Raw genomic sequence first — 16,417 nt, forward strand, 5'->3', positions numbered from 1 at the left:
GAGGTAGGAGTCGGAAGCTCCGAGGGCCGGTCTGGGCGCTTAGATACCGCAGGCGACACATCAACGGAACCAAGCTCGCTGACGTTGTTTGGCAGTAGGCAGGAACCGCCGTATACGGAACCGTACGTACGGTGGTGTGAGAGGACGGCGGATGTAAATCCGCCTCCTACTCGATCCCTTACTTCAGGGCCTGAATGAACTGCGGGTCGCTGTACAACGTCTTCAGCAAATCACGAACCATCGGGTTGTAGGCATTGGCGGCATTGGGGATCGCAATGGCGCCGAAAAAGCTGCTGTCCCACTGGCGGCTGACATCCTTGGTCGCGTCGTAAACCACCTCGTTGCCCTTGAGCAACGTAAAGCGCGCGGCCAGCTGGCCCGTGCCGGTGCCCATGCCTGCGGTCAGCTCATTCTTGACCACCAGCACATCCAGATGGCGCTGAGCTTGTGGGTTCAGCAGGCCCGCCCGGCCCAGCTCTTCGGTAATCGCATCCTGTATATGTTGCGTGATGCTGCCGCTCGGCGAACTGATCGGGTTGGCCCGTACGGACAGCGAACCCTGACCGGCATCTGCCTTGACCTGAGCATTGCTGATCGATTGCAGAGGCGGGGTCTGCTTGAGCTGTTGGACGTTTTCGAAGCTCGGCTCATAACGGGTCATGGTCACGCCACAACCTTGCAGCAACAGAGCGAACAGGGGGACTAACAGTAGGAATTTTTTCACGGCGTTTCCTTGCGTGAGTGTTTACGGGGGCAGGATTATCGGCTGATGGCAGATAGCTAGCAACCGGCTTTTAAACGTCGGTCAGAGAAGCGTTGCGCACTTTTCCGGCTGCCGACAAAAAAAAGGCGCCTTGTTCAAAGCGCCCGTTTTATGCGGTCTGTGATTTGATTTCGCGAACCCCTCAAGCTTCGTTCCTGGACAAATCCGTGGTTCTGTTCATAACGATTATTGCGTCGCCTCCACCCAAAGAGGTCGCCTTGCGCGGCCAGCGTGCTTTGAGAAATCGATCTTTGCCCACCCATGTCAGGCACACTTTGTCCGTTTGATTACCGCCCAAAATCCGGTACGCGTTGCTATCCTCGCCTGTATAGAACCCGATATGACCCTTACCGCTGTTTTTTGATTCACGCCAGAACACCATCACCGCCCCCAGTCGTGGCACCGTGGACTCTCCAAATTTTTCCCATTGCCGCGCACCCAGAGGATTGGAAGGAAGCACTTCTTCGGGCATCGTTGAACCCACGCAATGCGCTACAAACAGACCGCACCAAGGCACCTCGTCCCCGGCGTAGTGAAGGTCGAGGTCGTCCGCCCAATCCAGAATGGTGGGATTGTTTTTGCGGCCAAGGACTTCCCGGGTGCCGATCAAGTTCTCTGCTTCCGCCAGCCATGGCAAAAGCGGACCTGAAGGCACATGGTCAACATCAGAAAACAAGGCGGCAGAGGTCTTGGGACCGACGATGCCATCCACCTCCAGTCCAACGCTTTCCTGGAAGGCTTTCACTGCGGCGATGGTTCGACGCCCCCAGATTCCATCCACTTCACCTGGAAAAAAGCCATCGGCGATCAGTGCCTGCTGAATACTTCTTACCGTTTCACTGCTCATATCAACCTCCGGACGATGGCGACTCAGGGAACGACTTTGCCGAGTAAACCCTTTGGCCCGACGATCGCCGGTTTCTGGTCATAACCCAGGTCGGCCAGGAGCTTGCCCGTCGCGCGAACCAGGGCATTGAACGTCGGTCTTTGTTTGGATGAGCGCAGCGTTTGGGCGAGCGCGTAGGTGAACGCTCCGTACGAAATAACGCCGTGACGGTATTCGTAAGACAGTTGGGATTCGCCGCAGGCGTACATGAGAATCGGCAGAAAGGGCCCATCGTGCTTGTAAGCGTTGCGTCGTTTGTCGTAGAGCTTATCGTCGTAACCTCGCACCGCGATGGCCTGGCCAACACGACGGATACCCTCGCGATTGCTCACGGTATTGGCGGCCTCGGCCTTCTGGGCACTTTTGCGCGCCCGTTTCACCCAGTCACGCTCGACCCACATCTGCAACTGAGGTTCCCAGCGCAGCGCGCGATGGCGGATGTCATCCGGCGGCGTCAGCCCGCGAGCGCGCCGTGCGCCCTCACGCGTCATGCCGCCGGAATGGCAACAATCGAAGATCGTGATGAACTGCGTGTCATACGGAAGCTGGATGTAGAGGTCGCGAAAATCGTTGTCGACGATGGCGCGTGCCGGCGTCCAGTCGAAGTCCCACGGGCACAGGCATTCGTCGATGCGGTCGGCTTCGCCCGCGGCATTGGTATTGGGAATCTGCGCACCGTGCCCGGAATAGAAGAGCACCCGGCGATCACCCGCCTGGGCGTCGTCGAGCAGCCAATGCAGGCGATCGCGGATGCCTGCGGCAGTAGCGCGGTCATCGAGGACGACGCGGATATCGTCCGGCGAAAATTTCGATTCTTGCAACAATGAACTCATCAGGAAAACGTCGTTGACGCAGCCTTCGAGTCGATCTGAAGGGTTGGGGTAGTTGTTGATGCCGATCAGCAACGCCTTGTCCCGCGAGCGGCGCACCGTGCCTGCCTTGGGGACCGCAATGCCCAGCGACTTGTCGACGGCGGCGAGCCGCTTGTCGAAACCTCTCACTCTGCCCGCCTGCAAAAGGGGTCCCCAGACATTGGTTACGGTCTCGGCATGGCCGAGGTAGTAAGTCGCGTCATGATTGAGGACGTCGCCGGGTTTATCGAACGGCGTCATGACCTGGGTAAAGTTGGTATCGCGCAGATACAGCGGCGCCGTAAAAACCTGATCGTGCTCGTTGTAGAGGTGGTACCACTTGCGCGCGTCGTCGATTCCCTCGATGCGCCCGCCAAACGTCTCGCGTACGGCGGGATTGGCGATCTGTGAGCCGAACGTGATCAGCACCCGATTGCTCATCAGCGAGGGATTCCGACGGAACGTGTCATAGGCGACCAGCGTACCCAGGCTGTGCGCGCAGACAATGTCCGGTTGCGAAGCGCTGATAACGCTGGCGAGATCCTTGCGCAGGGTGGTCCGTAGCGCTTCGTCCGCGGACCACTGGGCTACCATGCCGGCCGTCCAGCGCAGGCGGTCAGGAAACTGCCCGATGCCGCGATTGCGCCGGAACACGTCACCCACCGAATGGATCACCGCGCTGGTCAGAAGGCGCAGCGTAGCCTCGGCGATTTCTGACGCGCCCAGGCCGCTGGAGGAAAAGCGCTCGTCGTATTGAAAATAATCCAGCTCGAGGTCCGCACTCGGCGCCACGCGCGACACCGCCGTGGTGATCGCCCGGTGCCAGGACGCCTGAAAACTCTCGTCTGCCTCTTCGTGGCCAATGCCATGTATACACAGAATTTTAATTTTCATTTTCATTCCCTTGCAGTGACAGCGAACTTGCCGGCGGTTCAAGGCGGGTGTTTCTGCGGGGTGGGCTATTAACGCCCCGTGTGTGGAAACAAGTGCTCGTCCCTGGCGTTGTTGGGGGATGGTTTGTTAAAGATGTGGTGAGTGAGTGTGTTTGCTTAAGTGCTTTCGTGTTGAGCATATTAGAGGAGTTAAATTAGTTCGAATTTTTTTTATGATGAATTGGAATGAAGGCGCCATTTTTCAGTGGAGTCGGTTGTTGTTATTTGGTTGGGATAAATAAATGACTGATATGGATGGATTTATACCGAGTAAAAGAGCGTGGGTATCTGCATTTAAAGCAATTATGAGAGCGCGTATTTTCAGATTTAGAGTGGGAATTGTTAAACTCTTCGGTGCCTGGTTTTCCAGTGTCTTACTTGCGTTACAAATGAGTGTGCCAAACTTGAAACACTGGAATCATTTTTGTAACAGATAATGCGGAATGCCAACGGTGAAAATAATAAATTATGGGGGGTAGGGGAGGTTGATTTCTTGAAGTTGAGTGGGCTGTCGATTACCGAGTCTATGTTTTTTCGACAACGGCCGGATTGTTGAGCGCTGCAGTTATCAACTTGGAATGAAGAACCAAAGCTGTTCGGGCACGACAATCGTGGGCAGCCGGGCAGCTGGCAAAGTTCTCCGAACTCACGGCCGAACCAGGACCTGGAAACGGCATGACTGTCGTAAAAACGACCTGTTTACGCTGAACGCGAACCCTGGTCATTTTTCTGTTGAACGAGTGTTCAGCTTCGACTATGTTCGTTCCACCTCCCCGGCTGGTTGCGCGGGCTTGCGTTTCTTCTATTCGAACGAGGCACTGGCATGCGGTTTTCACCCTTTGTTGAGCGGATTTCAGGCGACGGCGTTGCCGCCTGGGATATTCACAATGCGGCATTTGAAGCCCAGCGTCGTGGTGAGGATGTGATCATTCTCAGCGTCGGCGACCCGGATTTCCCCACCCCGGATTTCATCACCGATGCCGCGATTCATGCGCTGCGTGAGGGAGACACTCACTACACCGAGATCGCCGGTCGCCAGGCTTTGCGCGAAGCCATCGCCGCTCGGTACAGCCAGCTGTTCGACCGTGAGGTGACAGCACCAAACGTCATCATCTCGGCGGGGGCGCAGAACGCGCTGTTCATCACCTCGATGTGCCTGCTCACTACCGGCGACGAAGTGATTGCCCTGGACCCGATGTACGTGACTTACGAGGCGACGCTCAAGGCTTCCGGCGCCACGTTGGTTCGCATGCCGTGCTCGGCGGATTCAGGTTTCCGGCTCGATGCCGCCGTGCTGGCCAAGGCCATCACCCCGCGCACCCGGGCGATGTTCTTCTCCAATCCGAATAACCCCACCGGCGTCGTGCTCAATCGCGAAGAGCTGCAAGCCATCGCCGACCTCGCCATCCAGCATGACTTGTGGGTCGTGGTGGACGAGGTCTATGAGAGCCTGACCTTCGAACGCGAGCACCTCAGCCTGGCGGCGTTGCCGGGCATGGCCGAGCGCTGCGTGGTGATCGGCAGTCTGTCGAAATCCCATGCCATGACCGGCTGGCGCACTGGCTGGATCGTCGCCGATGAAGCCCTCGTGGCTCACGCCGAAACCCTGGTGTTGAGCATGCTTTACGGCTTGCCGGGCTTTGTCATGGAGGCTGCGCTTAAAGCCGTGCAAGCCCATGATGACGTGACCCACGGCATGCGCGATATCTATCGTCGGCGTCGCGATCTGGTGGTGAGCAGCCTGTCGGATTGCCCGGGAATTTCAGTGCTCAACCCCGATGCCGGCATGTTCGTATTGATGGACGTGCGCGAAACCGGCCTGACCTCTCTGGAATTCGCCTGGCGTCTGCTGCGCGAGGCTCGTGTATCGGTGCTGGATGCGGCGGCTTTCGGCGAGCCGGCCCAAGGTTTTGTGCGGCTCTCGTTCACGTTGGGTGAAGAGCGACTGGCCCAGGCCTGCCAGCGTATTCGCGACTTTGTCCTGGTGTTGAAAGGTGAAGCGCCGCGACCGGTGATCAGCCGCGTCACCTGCGAAGCGGTGGTTGAGCCGGTGGCGACCAAGACCATGATCGAGGTCGATGGCCTGCACAAACGCTTCGGTAATATCGAGGTCCTCAAAGGCGTTTCCCTGACGGCCCGCGAAGGCGATGTGATCTCGCTGATCGGTGCCAGCGGCTCCGGCAAAAGTACCTTGCTGCGCTGCATCAACATGCTCGAAGTGCCGGACCAGGGGCGCATCCTGGTGGATGGCGAGAGCATTCACCTGAACTTCGATCGTCCCGGCGCGCCGCTGGTGTCCGACGCCAAGCAACTGGTACGGATCCGTTCGAGCCTGGGCATGGTGTTCCAGAACTTCAACCTTTGGCCCCACCGCACGGTGCTGGAAAACCTCATCGAAGCGCCGACCCAGGTCCTGCGTGAAAGCCGTGCGGAGGCCACTGAACGGGCCGAAGCCTTGCTAGAACGTGTCGGGCTTGCGGCCAAGCGCAACGAGTACCCGGCGTTTCTCTCCGGGGGACAGCAACAACGGGTGGCCATCGCCCGGGCCCTGGCCATGCGGCCCAAGGTCATGCTGTTCGATGAACCCACCTCGGCACTCGACCCGGAACTGGTCGGCGAAGTGCTGCGGGTGATCCGCTCCCTCGCGGAAGAAGGCCGGACCATGATCCTGGTGACTCATGAAATGGCTTTTGCCCGCGATGTCTCTTCCAAAGTCGCCTATCTGCACCAAGGGCTGATCGAGGAAGCCGGTACGCCGCACGAAGTGTTCGTACACCCACGCAGCGAGCGTTGCCGACAATTCGTCAACGCTCATCAGACTCGCTAATAACATCATAAAAAGACGGGGCAAAATCATGGGAAATCGACGTTTGGCAAACTGGTTTACGGGCGTGGCCTGCGTGTTGCTGGCCGGGATGAGCGCGGCCCAAGCTCAATCTCAGCCGCAGCCGATCAGGTTCGCGGTCGCGGCCGAACCTTATCCGCCGTACACCGAGAAGCAGGCCAACGGTGAGTGGAAAGGCTTTGAAGTCGACCTGATCCACAAGCTGTGCAGCGAAATGAAAGCCGAGTGCGAGATCAAGGAAGTGGCGTGGGACGGGATCATTCCGTCGCTGCTGTCGAAGAAGATCGACGTGATTTTCTCCTCCATGTCGGTGACCGAAGAACGCGAAAAACAGATCGCCTTCAGCAAGGCCTATTACGATTCGGTGATCGCCCTTGTCGGGCCGAAGGGCACTTCGGTGAAAAAATATCCGGATGACCTCAAGGGCAAGATCATCGGTGTGCAGAACTCGACGGTAAGCGCCAGCTACCTGAAGCAGTACTACGAAAAAATCGCCGACGTGAAGTATTACGACACCCAGGACTCGGCCAACGCCGACCTGATTGCCGGTCGCATCGACCTGATGATGGCGGACGGCACGGCCATGGCGGCTTTCGTCCAGACCCCTGATGCCAGCAACCTGGAATACCTCGGCGCCGTGCCGTATGACCCGATCTTCGGCAAAGGCGTGGGCGCCGGTCTACGCAAGGATGACGCCGATCTCAAGGCCAGACTCGACAAGGCCATCACCTCCTTGCTGGCCGGCAAAGACTATGACGACCTGTCGCAACACTACTTCGGTACCAGCGTGAAACCCGCCTTCTGACGGCCATGCGCTGACGAACTCCATGGGATGAAATTTTCCTGTGGAAACACCAATCCTTGTAGGAGCGAGGCTTGCCCGCGAAGCTTTTAGCGACTTCGAGGGCCCCTTCGCGGGCAAGTCGGGTCGCCGCATCGCTCGCTCCTACAAGAAAGCGGTGGTGCACCAAGGCCACCGATTGGAGACTGAAATGCCAGCCATGTTTGAATTGATCAACTTCAGCGAAACAGGATGGGGCGGTGCGCTGTTGAAGGGTCTTTGGATGACCCTGCAAATATCGGCCGGAGCCTTCGTGGTCGGGCTGTTCATCGGTCTGGTGGTGGCCTGCCTGAAACTCGGCGCACCAAAGCCTATCGCGGCGCTGATGCGCGGTTACACGACCTTGTTCCGCGCGATTCCGGAGTTGCTGCTGATCCTGTTGCTGTACTACGTCGGCTCCATGCTCCTCAATTCGCTGATGACCCAGATGGGCTACGGCGTGATGAACGTCAGCGGTCCGCTGGCCGCCATCGTGGTGCTGGGATTGGTGCAGGGCGCCTACGCCTCGGAGATTTTCCGGGCGGCGATCCAGGCGATTCCCTTCGGCCAGATCGAAGCGGCGAAAGCATTCGGCCTGAGCGGTTTCGGCCTGTTCCGCCGCGTCACGTTGCCGATCATGGCGCCGTACGCGATGGCCGGGATGGCCAACCTGTGGATCAACCTGATCAAGGACAGCGCATTGATCAGTGTGGTCGGCACCAACGAGCTGTTGTACACCGCCAAGCAAGGGGCGGGTTCGACGCGTCATTACTTGTTGTTCTACCTCACGGCCGCAGCGATGTATTACGCGGTGACGTTGGTGTCCAACTACCTGTCTGGACGGCTCGAGCGGCGTATTCGTCGCTGGATGCCTTTGGCTGAGTGAATGAAATGATTCCAGCGTGGATAGTTGAATACGCGGCGCTGTTGGGCCGGGGGCTGCAAACGACCATCACCATCCTGTTGATTTCCAGTGTGTTCGGTTTCGCCTTGGCGGTGCTGGTGGCGCTGGCGCGGATCTCGAAAAACAAGGTGATCGCCAAGGCCAGTGTGTTCTACACCAGCGTGTTGCGCGGTACGCCGTTGCTGATCCAGATCTACATTTTCTACTACGGGCTCGGCAGCCTGTTTGCGCAATTCCCGCTGTTACGCGGCAGTTTTCTCTGGCCGTATTTGCGCGATGGATACTGGTACATCGTGTTCGCCCTGGTGTTGTCGGTAGGCGCGTATGTCGGCGAAGTGATTCGCGGCGGTCTGTTGGCGGTGCCCAAAGGTGAGATGGAAGCGGCCTCGGCGTTTGGTATGACACCGCGCCAATCGCTGCTGCGGGTACGCTTGCCTCGGGCGCTGCGGTTGCTGTTGCCGACACTGGCCGGGGAGACCGTGATGTTGCTCAAATCCACAGCCTTGGCCTCGACGATTGCGATTGTCGATCTGTTGGGCGCCGCCAACGTGGTGCGGGCGCAAACCCTGCAAGTCTATGAGCCGCTGTTGCTGGTGGCCGGGGTCTATGTCTGCCTGACGTTCCTGATCGAGGCGCTGTTTGCCTTTGCCGAACGGCGCGGGACGCCCGTGCGCAGGTCGGTGTAATGAGTACGTCAGGGGGCGTCGACCGGTCGCTGCAGGGCATTGGCCTGTGCACGTAGGGGTACGCGTTCCTGGCGTTGCAGGACGCTGTCATCAAGTGGTTGGTGGCCGATTATTCGGTGGTCACCATTCTGTTCTGGCGCTGCCTGGTGGTGGTCGTTGCCTGTCTGTTGGCGGGGCGCCTGCGCCTGGTCCAGCGGGCCTGGCGCTCGCCGAGCCGACGCTTGCTGGTGATACGCGGTTTGTTGTCGATTGTCGCCTGGCTGCTGTACTACACGGCCGCCCGGGACCTGACGCTAGCGGAAATGACCACCCTGTATTTTTCCGCGCCGATCATGGTCACGGTGCTGGCGGCGGTGATTCTCAAGGAGCGGGCCAGCGGTTGGCAGTGGTTTTCCCTGATCATCGGTTTTGTCGGGGTAATCATCGCCTGCCGCCCGAGCAACATCGCCGATCCGTGGCCGATTGTGCTGACACTGCTGGCGGCGATGTGCTGGGCGTTCACTTACATTCAATTGCGCCAGGTGGATGACCAGACCTCAGTGCTGGAGCAGATGCTGATCACCAACGTGGTGTTTGTGCTGTGCATGACGGTCGCGTTGCCCTGGACGCACACCCCGGCACCCACCCCGGCCTGGCTGGGCATGCTGGTTGCCGGTCTGGTGGGCGGTATCGGCCAGTTCCTGCTGTTCGCCAGTTTCCGGCGGGCCACGGCCACCTTGCTGGCGCCGTTCGAATACACCGGGCTGATCTGGGCGTTCCTGCTGTCGAGCCTGATCTGGGGCACGTTGATGGACGTGTCACTGATGATCGGTGCCGGGCTGATCGCGGTCAGCGGCACGCTGGCGATGATCTTCGGGCGTCACCCATCACAAGACGTCGTCGGCGCTGAATGCTCCGTGACGCAGCCCCTTTATCCAGCAACGACAGATATGAAGGCCGTTGGCGGGGCTGAAGGTTTCGGGGTTGAGGCACCACTCGATCCAGAGTCCGTCGAGCATCGCCGATAAACCGATGGCGGCCAGGCGCGTGTCGTGGATCACGAAACCTTCGCTGGTGGCCATGTCATCAAGCAGTTGGCGCAGCAGATCGAGGTAGGCGCGGTAGCTTTTTTCGTGGGACAGGCTGACATGTTCGGAGTGGCGGATCAGGCTCCAGAACACCACCCAGACACTCAGCAATTGCGGGTCCATGACCCTTGGCGAAAAAGAGCCTTTGAGAAACGCGTCCATTTTTTCCGCCGGGGTGCCGACCTGCTGGATTTCATGGAGCAGGGCGGTGGTCAGTTCGTTCGCGATCTTCTGGTAAGTGTCGGCGATCAACGCATCAATGCTGCCGAAATGGTGATTGAGCAGGCCGACGGACACCCCGGCTTCTGTAGCGATCCGGCGCACGGAAATGCCCGCATGACCGTCACGCACCAGGCAACGCACAGTGGCGGCAACCAGCATTTCGCGGCGCTCATCGGGTACTGCGCGACGGTTTTTTGGAGAGGGGGTTGTCACAAGGGAATCCTGGGTGCTGTGCCTGGTTGGCGAGCTTAGTTGAACATGCGTTCAATCTCCAGTGCCGGCCGCCGCGATGCACCGGTTTTTAACGTTCATGACGGGGGAGGACAAGCAGATGGCGCAGGATATTTCGTTCAGTGTTCGCAACAATAACGGCGACGCGGTGCCGGTCGGCGTGTGGCGTTTCGAGGGCGACGGCAGCGGACCGAAGGTGCATTTGCAGGCCGGCGTGCATGCCGATGAAATTGCCGGGATGCTGGTGCTGCACCTGTTGATGCAGCGTCTTCACGTCGTCGAGGCGCAGGGCCGGCTCAAGGGCAGTGTGACGGTGGTGCCGCAAGCCAATCCCCTGGGCATCGGGCAGTTTCGCCAAGGGCGAATCCTTGGTCGCTTTCACGATGCCACCGGGCATAACTTCAACCGCTCGTTCGACCAGTCCGCCGCGATGGAGCGACCTTCGACCAACGTCCAGGAATGGCAAAAAAAACTGGTGCAACTGGCGGCCACGGCGGATGTGATGCTCGATCTGCACACCGATGACGAGGCCTTGCCGTACCTCTACGTGCACCGCCGTTTCTGGCCCCGAGGTCGTGAACTCGCGGCAGCGATGAAGATGGATGTGGCGATCATCTGGGATGACGGCGGCGACGGCTCGTTCGAAGAAACCATCATCGCGCCATGGTTGCGCGATGGCGTCACCGACCAGCGCATGGCCGCGACCCTGGAGTTGCGCGGGCAGGGCGATGTCAGTGATCGGTTTGCCGAGCAGGATGCCGCGGGGCTGTACGCCTGGCTGTGCAGTTGCGGGGTCATCGACGAGGCGTTGTCACCCGGGGACTGGCCCGTCGAGGTGATGGAAATGGGCCAGATGGAGACCCTCCTCGCGCCGCAACCCGGGGTGTTGATCTTTGAAAAGGAACTGGGCGATTTTGTGGAAGAAGGGCAGCGTTTTGCCCGGATTCTGCGGCGCCCCGGTGATCCTTCTTCCGAAGTGGTGCTGGTGGCCGAGCAAGCGGGGCGGATGGTTACACGCTATAGGGACCGGCTGGTGTCGCAGGGCATGGTCGTGGCGAAATTCACTGGAAGCCGTGTTTCACGCAATTGGAGCGGCGGGTTGTTAGACCCGAACTAGGAACAAAGCATTGGCCACGCCGCTGGACACCAGCGGTCGTGGCCTTCACGCTAGTTCCCGTCTGCCACTTTGCGTTCTATCTCGTCTATTTTTCGTTGGAGCGCCTCTGCTTCCTCCTCTTCGGGAAGCGTTGCTGGATCGACCTCTTCGGCGTTCCTGTCCTTCCGATCCCTTTCGGTGTCATTGACACTGTCATCGCTGTTCATCGTGCTTACCTCCATTGACCTACACATTGGACGTTAGCGATATGGATTGAGTTCGAGATTTTTTCCCGGTGACTCAGGCACCTGATCAGCCAGCGCTTCAAGCGATCCTTGACGAGTGTAAAAGAAGTCAGTAGTTTTCTGGAATGATCATTCCAGTAAGGATTGCCCGATGCGCCCCAAGGAGTTTGAGCATGACGAGATAGTCGAAGCAGCCATGCAGGTTTTTTGGCAACTCGGCTATTGCGCCACCTCGATACAACATCTGGTTGACGGTACCAAGCTGTCTCGAAGCAGCCTGTATAACGCGTTTGAGAGCAAGCATGGATTGTACGAACATGCACTGCGCCGGTATCACGATCTGACTGCTGCGAACGTAGTACTGCTCCAAGAGTCCGGTTCGGTCAAAGGACTGATCCAGCAGCTGCTGATGAGAATCGTGAATGATGAACTTGGCGATGCCGGACAACGGGGTTGCCTTGTTGCCAATGCCTCCCTGGAATTGGCCGGGCAGGATGAAGCCATCGCCGAGTTGGTCTCCGGCAACTTTCTGCGTCTGGAGAAAGCGTTGGAGCGTGCGCTCATCCGTGGTCAGGCAGAGGACGAAATCGCCATGCACAAGAACCCTCGCGCACTTGCACGCTTTATCGTGAACACGATCCAGGGCCTTCGCGTATTGAGTAAAGGCAGCGCCAGCCAGAACCGTCGGCAACGCTTGCTGGATGTGGTCGATGTAGCGATGGACGCGTTGTAATCCAGGACGGCTGTTGTAATGCGCAAGTGGAAGTCTGCGAGACGCAGGCTTTTTTTGTCCAGTTTTGGAATGACCATTCCATAAGGCGCATTCATCTCAGCCAGCCCATCAGGAAAACAGGACTGTATTTTTTATCAGGGATACTACGATGACCACCCACCGCGACAATGGATCGATAACAACGAGCTTTGAAGAAACGTCTTCTGCGCAAAGGCTGCCTGTGTGGAGGCTATTGGCATTCACGATGGCTGGCTTCATCACCATCATGACGGAAACCATGCCCGCCGGCCTGTTGCCTTTGATCGCGCAGGGGCTTGGCGTCACGCAGGCCATGGCGGGTCAACTGGTCACACTCTATGCCTTGGGCTCGGTGCTGGCAGCGATCCCGGTTGTTGCGGCTACGCGAAAATGGCGCAGGAGGCCGTTGTTTCTGTTGGCGATTGGCGGGCTGCTGGTCTTTAACACCGTGACGGCGTTGTCCTCCCACTACCTATTGACCCTGGTCGCGCGGTTCATCGCCGGAATGGCGGCGGGCGTGATATGGGGTCTGTTGGCGGGTTATGCACGACGCATGGTGCCTCATGATTTGCAGGGACGGGCTCTCGCGGTGGTCGGCATCGGTCAACCCGTTGCGTTGTGCCTCGGTGTGCCACTAGGCACTTGGCTGGGTACTCTGTTTGATTGGCGTGGCGTGTTCTGGATCATGTCGGTTCTCGCTTTACTGCTGTTCGTGTGGGTGCGTTTTGGGGTGCCCGACTACGCGGGACAAACTGAACGTCAGCGTCAGCCGATCCGCAGAATACTGATGACCCCGGGTCTGTGTTCGATTCTGTTGGTGATTTTCGTTTGGATACTTGCGCACAACATCCTTTACACCTACATCGCGCCATTTCTGGTTTCCGTCGGGCTTGGCCAGCGGATCGACCTTGTGCTTCTGCTCTTCGGCATCACCTCCATCCTTGGCATCGTGGTTACGGGAATGTGGGTGGATCGGGGTTTACGTGTACTGACGCTGCTGAGTCTGGCAGGCTTTGCGATCGCCGCGCTGGTGTTGGGACTGGCAGGCAGTTCTCCCGATTTTGTACTTCTGAGCGTTGCAATCTGGGGGCTGACGTTTGGTGGCGCTCCCACGCTACTACAGACGGCCATCGCCGATACTGCGGGTGACGGTGCCGATGTCGCGCAGTCGATGCTGGTGACTATTTTCAACCTGGCAGTGGCCGGAGGTGGCGTTGCGGGTGGCTTGTTGCTGGAACATGCGGGGCCTGGTTCTTTTCCTCCGACATTGCTGGTATTGGCGCTACTCGGTCTGTCCCTGGTCTGGTTAGCCAGCGCCCATGGCTTCAAGCCAGGACATCGAGCAATCTTGCAATAGGCATGGTCAACAGGCTGTAAACTGGCCGCACTAAAGGCATTACCACCTCAAGCAAGAGATCCTTATGGCAAACCACGACATCACCTTCACCCCCGATCCCGACGCGGATTCCATCTCATCCGACGTCGCCGGTTTCGGCGGCCTGCTGGTCTCCACGCAGATTCCTACCCATGCCGACGGCAGCCTGGAGCTGGGCGACATCACCCTGCAGAGCGAGTGCACGCTGCAGGCGCTGAAGGTCGCGCTGAAGCGCGCCGGCAGTTCCATGGATCGGGTTCTGCACCTGACCATCTACCTCACCGACATGGCCGACCGCGCCGCGTTCAACGAGGTCTACAAGCGCTTTTTCGCCAAGCCGTGGCCGGTTCGCGCCGCCGTAGGCGTGGCCGCGCTGGCGGTCGAAGGCATGCGCGTGGAAGTCACCGCGATGGCAGCCAAAGCCTGACGTTTCGGGTCAGGTGTGATGAAAATCCGCCTGACCCAGTTTCAAAAACAACGACTGCTCATGCCTCTGTGCGACAAGCCTTATCCTTCTACGAAAATCAGTTTCGCCTCGTTTGAAAATCACGCCTCGAAATGTTTTATGAGTTTCACAATCCATTCGACGTGACCCTTTCGAGGAGTACCGCATGACCCTGTCCTTCGGCTATTGGCTGCTGGTGTATGCCGCCATCGCCATCATTGCGCTGATCGTTCTGATCGCCCGTTACCGACTCAATCCGTTCATTGTGATCACCCTGGTCTCCATCAGCTTGGCGCTGCTCGCTGGCATGCCGCCGTCCGGTGTGGTCGGCGCGTACGAGGCCGGGGTCGGCAAAACCCTGGGGCACATTGCGCTGGTGGTGGCGCTGGGCACGATGCTCGGCAAGATGATGGCCGAGTCCGGCGGGGCCGGGTCGGTTATCTTTTCCCACGTCAACGACGGCGGCTTCTGGTTGATCAAGGAATACTTCAACATGACCGTTGCCCAGACCTTCAAGACCTGGACCGTGCTCGAGACCCTCATTTCGGTGGTCGCTTTCGCGCTGACCGTGGGTCTTTCTTACCTGATCTGACCCGAACATCCCGATCGCTTTCCTCAAGGCTCATGGTCCCCCATGGTGTGCGTGATTGTGCGCGCCGCTGTTGGGTGCCAGGGGCGGATAGCGGTCGCTAAACACTCAAAAAAAACAAAAAATCACCCAGGAGCGCCGTATGTTAAAGCGAGCAATTCCCACCGCATTCTTGTTGGCAGGCTCCCTGTGCGCACAGGCAGCCGACTCTGCCGCCCACGGTTTTCTCGAAGACAGCAAAGCCAGCCTCTCGATGCGCACCTTGTATTTCAACAGCGACAACCGCGACGGCGGCGCCGAACCCTCGAAAACCGAGGAGGCTGCGCAGGGTTTTGTATTGCGCTACGAGTCCGGGTTTACCCAAGGCACGGTAGGTTTCGGGATCGATGCCCAGGCGCTGCTCGGCGTTACGCTGGACAGCGGCACCGGGCGCCATAATGGCAGCGGCATGATCCCGACCGATGGCGACGGCGCGGCGGACGCCTGGAGCAGTTTCGGTCCGACGGCGAAGATGCGCATTTCAAAAACCGAATTTCGCTACGGCACGCTGCTGCCGAAATTGCCGATCCTGATCTCGAACGATGCCCGGGTGTTGCCGCAATCGTTCACGGGCGCGCAGGTCACTTCGAACGACATTGATGGCCTGATGCTGACCAGTGGTGTGCTTGACCACGCGGTCGGGCGTGCCTCGACTGACCGTACCGGCTTGTCGGTGGCGGGCAGCACCCGGGACAGCAACAAGTTCTACTTCGCCGGGGGTGACTACAACGTCACCAAGGACCTGAAGGCGCAGTATTACTTTGCGCAGATGGAAGATTTCTACAACCAGAACTTCTTCGGCCTCACGCATGTCTTGCCAATCGACGGTAAAAGCTCCTTCACCACGGATCTGCGTTACTTCCGCACAACGTCGACGGGTGCCAACAGTTCGGCTGCGGGCAGGGCGCAAGGTTATCGGGTGTCGGGTTACACCGAGGACAATAACGGTGAAATCGACAACAACACTTGGGTGGCGATGGTTACCTATGCCAACAGTGGTCATGCGGTTTCGCTGGGGCATCAGCGGGTGGGTGATGGGAGCAACTTTGTTCAGCCGAACCAAGGCAGCCTGATTGATAAAGGGGCGGGTGGTGGCAGTGTTTACTTGCCTACGGACCGTATGATTCAGAGCTTTGCCCGGGCGGGGGAGGAGACCAATTTTGTTCAGTACAGCTATGATTTCGCGCCGCTAGGTGTGCCGGGGTTGAAGGCTACGATCTTTTATCTGAAGGGTACGGGGATCAAGGCGCAGAACGTGGGGGTTCAGTCTGAGTGGGAGCGTGATATGACGCTTGATTACGTGCTGCAATCGGGGTCGCTGAAGGGGCTTGGTTTCAGTTTGCGCAATGGCAAGTCGAACACTGATGCTGGGTGGAATGTGGATCAGAGTCGGTTCATCATTAACTACACGCTTTCGCTGTTGTAATTTTTCCAGGGAGGTTGGGGGCATATCCGTTTTTGCGGTCACGGCTTCTATCGGTTCCGCCCTTACGGCCAGCCCTTTCAAGGTCTTCGTTTAGAATCTCCCAAAACTCCAGTCAGAGCGACGAGACGATGTGGGAAGAGGTTTTAGCGCGGTTCGAGAAAAAAGCACCGGCCAGTGTCATGGCCAAATTGGTGTTGGAGCAGGCTGTTACAGCTGAGTGGGTCGATCAGGTGTTCGAAGAGCA

General features: G+C 58.5%; 15 protein-coding genes and 1 pseudogene. 11 read left to right on the top strand and 5 right to left on the bottom strand.

Annotation, left to right across the window (positions count from 1 at the left end):
* Positions 1 to 178: 178 nt before the first annotated feature.
* From EYC95_RS29155 to EYC95_RS29165, 3 genes are all read right to left on the bottom strand, one after another.
* Positions 179 to 724 (bottom strand): hypothetical protein, encoded by a 546-nt coding sequence (locus EYC95_RS29155; RefSeq protein ID WP_131063406.1) that lies wholly within the window; start codon positions 722 to 724, stop codon positions 179 to 181.
* 181 nt (positions 725 to 905) lie between these two features.
* Positions 906 to 1,610, bottom strand: a complete 705-nt coding sequence (locus EYC95_RS29160) for a TIGR02594 family protein (protein ID WP_131063407.1) — start codon at positions 1,608 to 1,610, stop codon at positions 906 to 908.
* 23 nt (positions 1,611 to 1,633) lie between these two features.
* Positions 1,634 to 3,394: a caspase family protein gene (locus tag EYC95_RS29165; protein ID WP_165557528.1), complete on the bottom strand. Its 1,761-nt coding sequence runs from the start codon at positions 3,392 to 3,394 to the stop codon at positions 1,634 to 1,636.
* Positions 3,395 to 4,255: 861 nt separating this feature from the next.
* Between EYC95_RS29165 and EYC95_RS30910 the strand changes: the two genes are divergently transcribed.
* From EYC95_RS30910 to EYC95_RS29190, 5 genes are all read left to right on the top strand, one after another.
* A complete protein-coding gene (locus tag EYC95_RS30910) occupies positions 4,256 to 6,259 on the top strand; it encodes an aminotransferase class I/II-fold pyridoxal phosphate-dependent enzyme (RefSeq protein ID WP_131063409.1) in 2,004 nt (667 codons plus the stop codon).
* 28 nt (positions 6,260 to 6,287) lie between these two features.
* Complete coding sequence (locus EYC95_RS29175; protein WP_131063410.1) at positions 6,288 to 7,082, top strand: transporter substrate-binding domain-containing protein; 795 nt, start codon at positions 6,288 to 6,290, stop codon at positions 7,080 to 7,082.
* Positions 7,083 to 7,269: 187 nt separating this feature from the next.
* Complete coding sequence (locus EYC95_RS29180; RefSeq protein ID WP_131063411.1) at positions 7,270 to 7,983, top strand: ABC transporter permease; 714 nt, start codon at positions 7,270 to 7,272, stop codon at positions 7,981 to 7,983.
* A 5-nt stretch (positions 7,984 to 7,988) separates the two neighbouring features.
* The gene (locus tag EYC95_RS29185; protein ID WP_131063412.1) at positions 7,989 to 8,687 is read left to right on the top strand and encodes an ABC transporter permease; all 699 of its coding nucleotides are present in this window, start codon (positions 7,989 to 7,991) and stop codon (positions 8,685 to 8,687) included.
* A 68-nt stretch (positions 8,688 to 8,755) separates the two neighbouring features.
* On the top strand, positions 8,756 to 9,694 hold the full coding sequence (locus EYC95_RS29190) for a DMT family transporter (RefSeq protein WP_305955881.1): 939 nt from the start codon (positions 8,756 to 8,758) through the stop codon (positions 9,692 to 9,694).
* On the opposite strand, the pseudogene EYC95_RS30815 reads toward EYC95_RS29190, so the two are convergent.
* A pseudogene (locus EYC95_RS30815) lies at positions 9,650 to 10,135 on the bottom strand (TetR/AcrR family transcriptional regulator); the annotation flags it as partial. The gene EYC95_RS29190 and the pseudogene EYC95_RS30815 overlap by 45 nt on opposite strands.
* Positions 10,136 to 10,307: 172 nt before the next feature.
* On the opposite strand from EYC95_RS30815, the gene EYC95_RS29200 reads away from it, so the two are divergent.
* Positions 10,308 to 11,324: a succinylglutamate desuccinylase/aspartoacylase family protein gene (locus EYC95_RS29200; protein WP_131063414.1), complete on the top strand. Its 1,017-nt coding sequence runs from the start codon at positions 10,308 to 10,310 to the stop codon at positions 11,322 to 11,324.
* A gap of 50 nt (positions 11,325 to 11,374) precedes the next feature.
* Here the strand turns inward: EYC95_RS29200 and EYC95_RS30275 are convergent, their stop codons facing one another.
* A complete protein-coding gene (locus tag EYC95_RS30275) occupies positions 11,375 to 11,530 on the bottom strand; it encodes a hypothetical protein (protein WP_165557529.1) in 156 nt (51 codons plus the stop codon).
* A 169-nt stretch (positions 11,531 to 11,699) separates the two neighbouring features.
* Between EYC95_RS30275 and EYC95_RS29205 the strand changes: the two genes are divergently transcribed.
* The 5 genes from EYC95_RS29205 (at position 11,700) to EYC95_RS29225 (ending at position 16,173) form a co-directional block, all read left to right on the top strand.
* Positions 11,700 to 12,281, top strand: coding sequence for a TetR/AcrR family transcriptional regulator (locus EYC95_RS29205; protein ID WP_131063415.1), 582 nt, complete (start codon positions 11,700 to 11,702; stop codon positions 12,279 to 12,281).
* A gap of 148 nt (positions 12,282 to 12,429) precedes the next feature.
* Positions 12,430 to 13,656 carry an MFS transporter gene (locus EYC95_RS29210; RefSeq protein WP_131063416.1) on the top strand — a complete coding sequence of 409 codons (1,227 nt, stop codon included), beginning with the start codon at positions 12,430 to 12,432 and terminating at the stop codon, positions 13,654 to 13,656.
* Positions 13,657 to 13,720: 64 nt separating this feature from the next.
* Positions 13,721 to 14,101, top strand: a complete 381-nt coding sequence (locus tag EYC95_RS29215; RefSeq protein ID WP_131063417.1) for a RidA family protein — start codon at positions 13,721 to 13,723, stop codon at positions 14,099 to 14,101.
* A gap of 184 nt (positions 14,102 to 14,285) precedes the next feature.
* Positions 14,286 to 14,711: a hypothetical protein gene (locus EYC95_RS30325; RefSeq protein ID WP_178083862.1), complete on the top strand. Its 426-nt coding sequence runs from the start codon at positions 14,286 to 14,288 to the stop codon at positions 14,709 to 14,711.
* 139 nt (positions 14,712 to 14,850) lie between these two features.
* Complete coding sequence (locus tag EYC95_RS29225) at positions 14,851 to 16,173, top strand: OprD family porin (protein ID WP_131063418.1); 1,323 nt, start codon at positions 14,851 to 14,853, stop codon at positions 16,171 to 16,173.
* Positions 16,174 to 16,417 lie beyond the last annotated feature (244 nt).

Origin of the sequence: Pseudomonas sp. BGI-2 (assembly GCF_004310295.1) — a bacterium.
Lineage (GTDB): Bacteria > Pseudomonadota > Gammaproteobacteria > Pseudomonadales > Pseudomonadaceae > Aquipseudomonas.

Excerpts from the sequence above, each read along its gene's own strand:
- EYC95_RS29225 (WP_131063418.1), top strand. The coding sequence starts at position 14,851 with ATGTTAAAGCGAGCAATTCCCACCGCATTCTTGTTGGCAGGCTCCCTG.
- EYC95_RS29210 (WP_131063416.1), top strand. The coding sequence starts at position 12,430 with ATGACCACCCACCGCGACAATGGATCGATAACAACGAGCTTTGAAGAA.
- EYC95_RS30910 (WP_131063409.1), top strand. The coding sequence starts at position 4,256 with ATGCGGTTTTCACCCTTTGTTGAGCGGATTTCAGGCGACGGCGTTGCC.
- EYC95_RS29185 (WP_131063412.1), top strand. The coding sequence starts at position 7,989 with ATGATTCCAGCGTGGATAGTTGAATACGCGGCGCTGTTGGGCCGGGGG.
- EYC95_RS30275 (WP_165557529.1), bottom strand. The coding sequence starts at position 11,530 with ATGAACAGCGATGACAGTGTCAATGACACCGAAAGGGATCGGAAGGAC.
- EYC95_RS29160 (WP_131063407.1), bottom strand. The coding sequence starts at position 1,610 with ATGAGCAGTGAAACGGTAAGAAGTATTCAGCAGGCACTGATCGCCGAT.
- EYC95_RS30325 (WP_178083862.1), top strand. The coding sequence starts at position 14,286 with ATGACCCTGTCCTTCGGCTATTGGCTGCTGGTGTATGCCGCCATCGCC.
- EYC95_RS29180 (WP_131063411.1), top strand. The coding sequence starts at position 7,270 with ATGCCAGCCATGTTTGAATTGATCAACTTCAGCGAAACAGGATGGGGC.
- EYC95_RS29205 (WP_131063415.1), top strand. The coding sequence starts at position 11,700 with ATGCGCCCCAAGGAGTTTGAGCATGACGAGATAGTCGAAGCAGCCATG.
- EYC95_RS29200 (WP_131063414.1), top strand. The coding sequence starts at position 10,308 with ATGGCGCAGGATATTTCGTTCAGTGTTCGCAACAATAACGGCGACGCG.
- EYC95_RS29165 (WP_165557528.1), bottom strand. The coding sequence starts at position 3,394 with ATGAAAATTAAAATTCTGTGTATACATGGCATTGGCCACGAAGAGGCA.
- EYC95_RS29175 (WP_131063410.1), top strand. The coding sequence starts at position 6,288 with ATGGGAAATCGACGTTTGGCAAACTGGTTTACGGGCGTGGCCTGCGTG.
- EYC95_RS29215 (WP_131063417.1), top strand. The coding sequence starts at position 13,721 with ATGGCAAACCACGACATCACCTTCACCCCCGATCCCGACGCGGATTCC.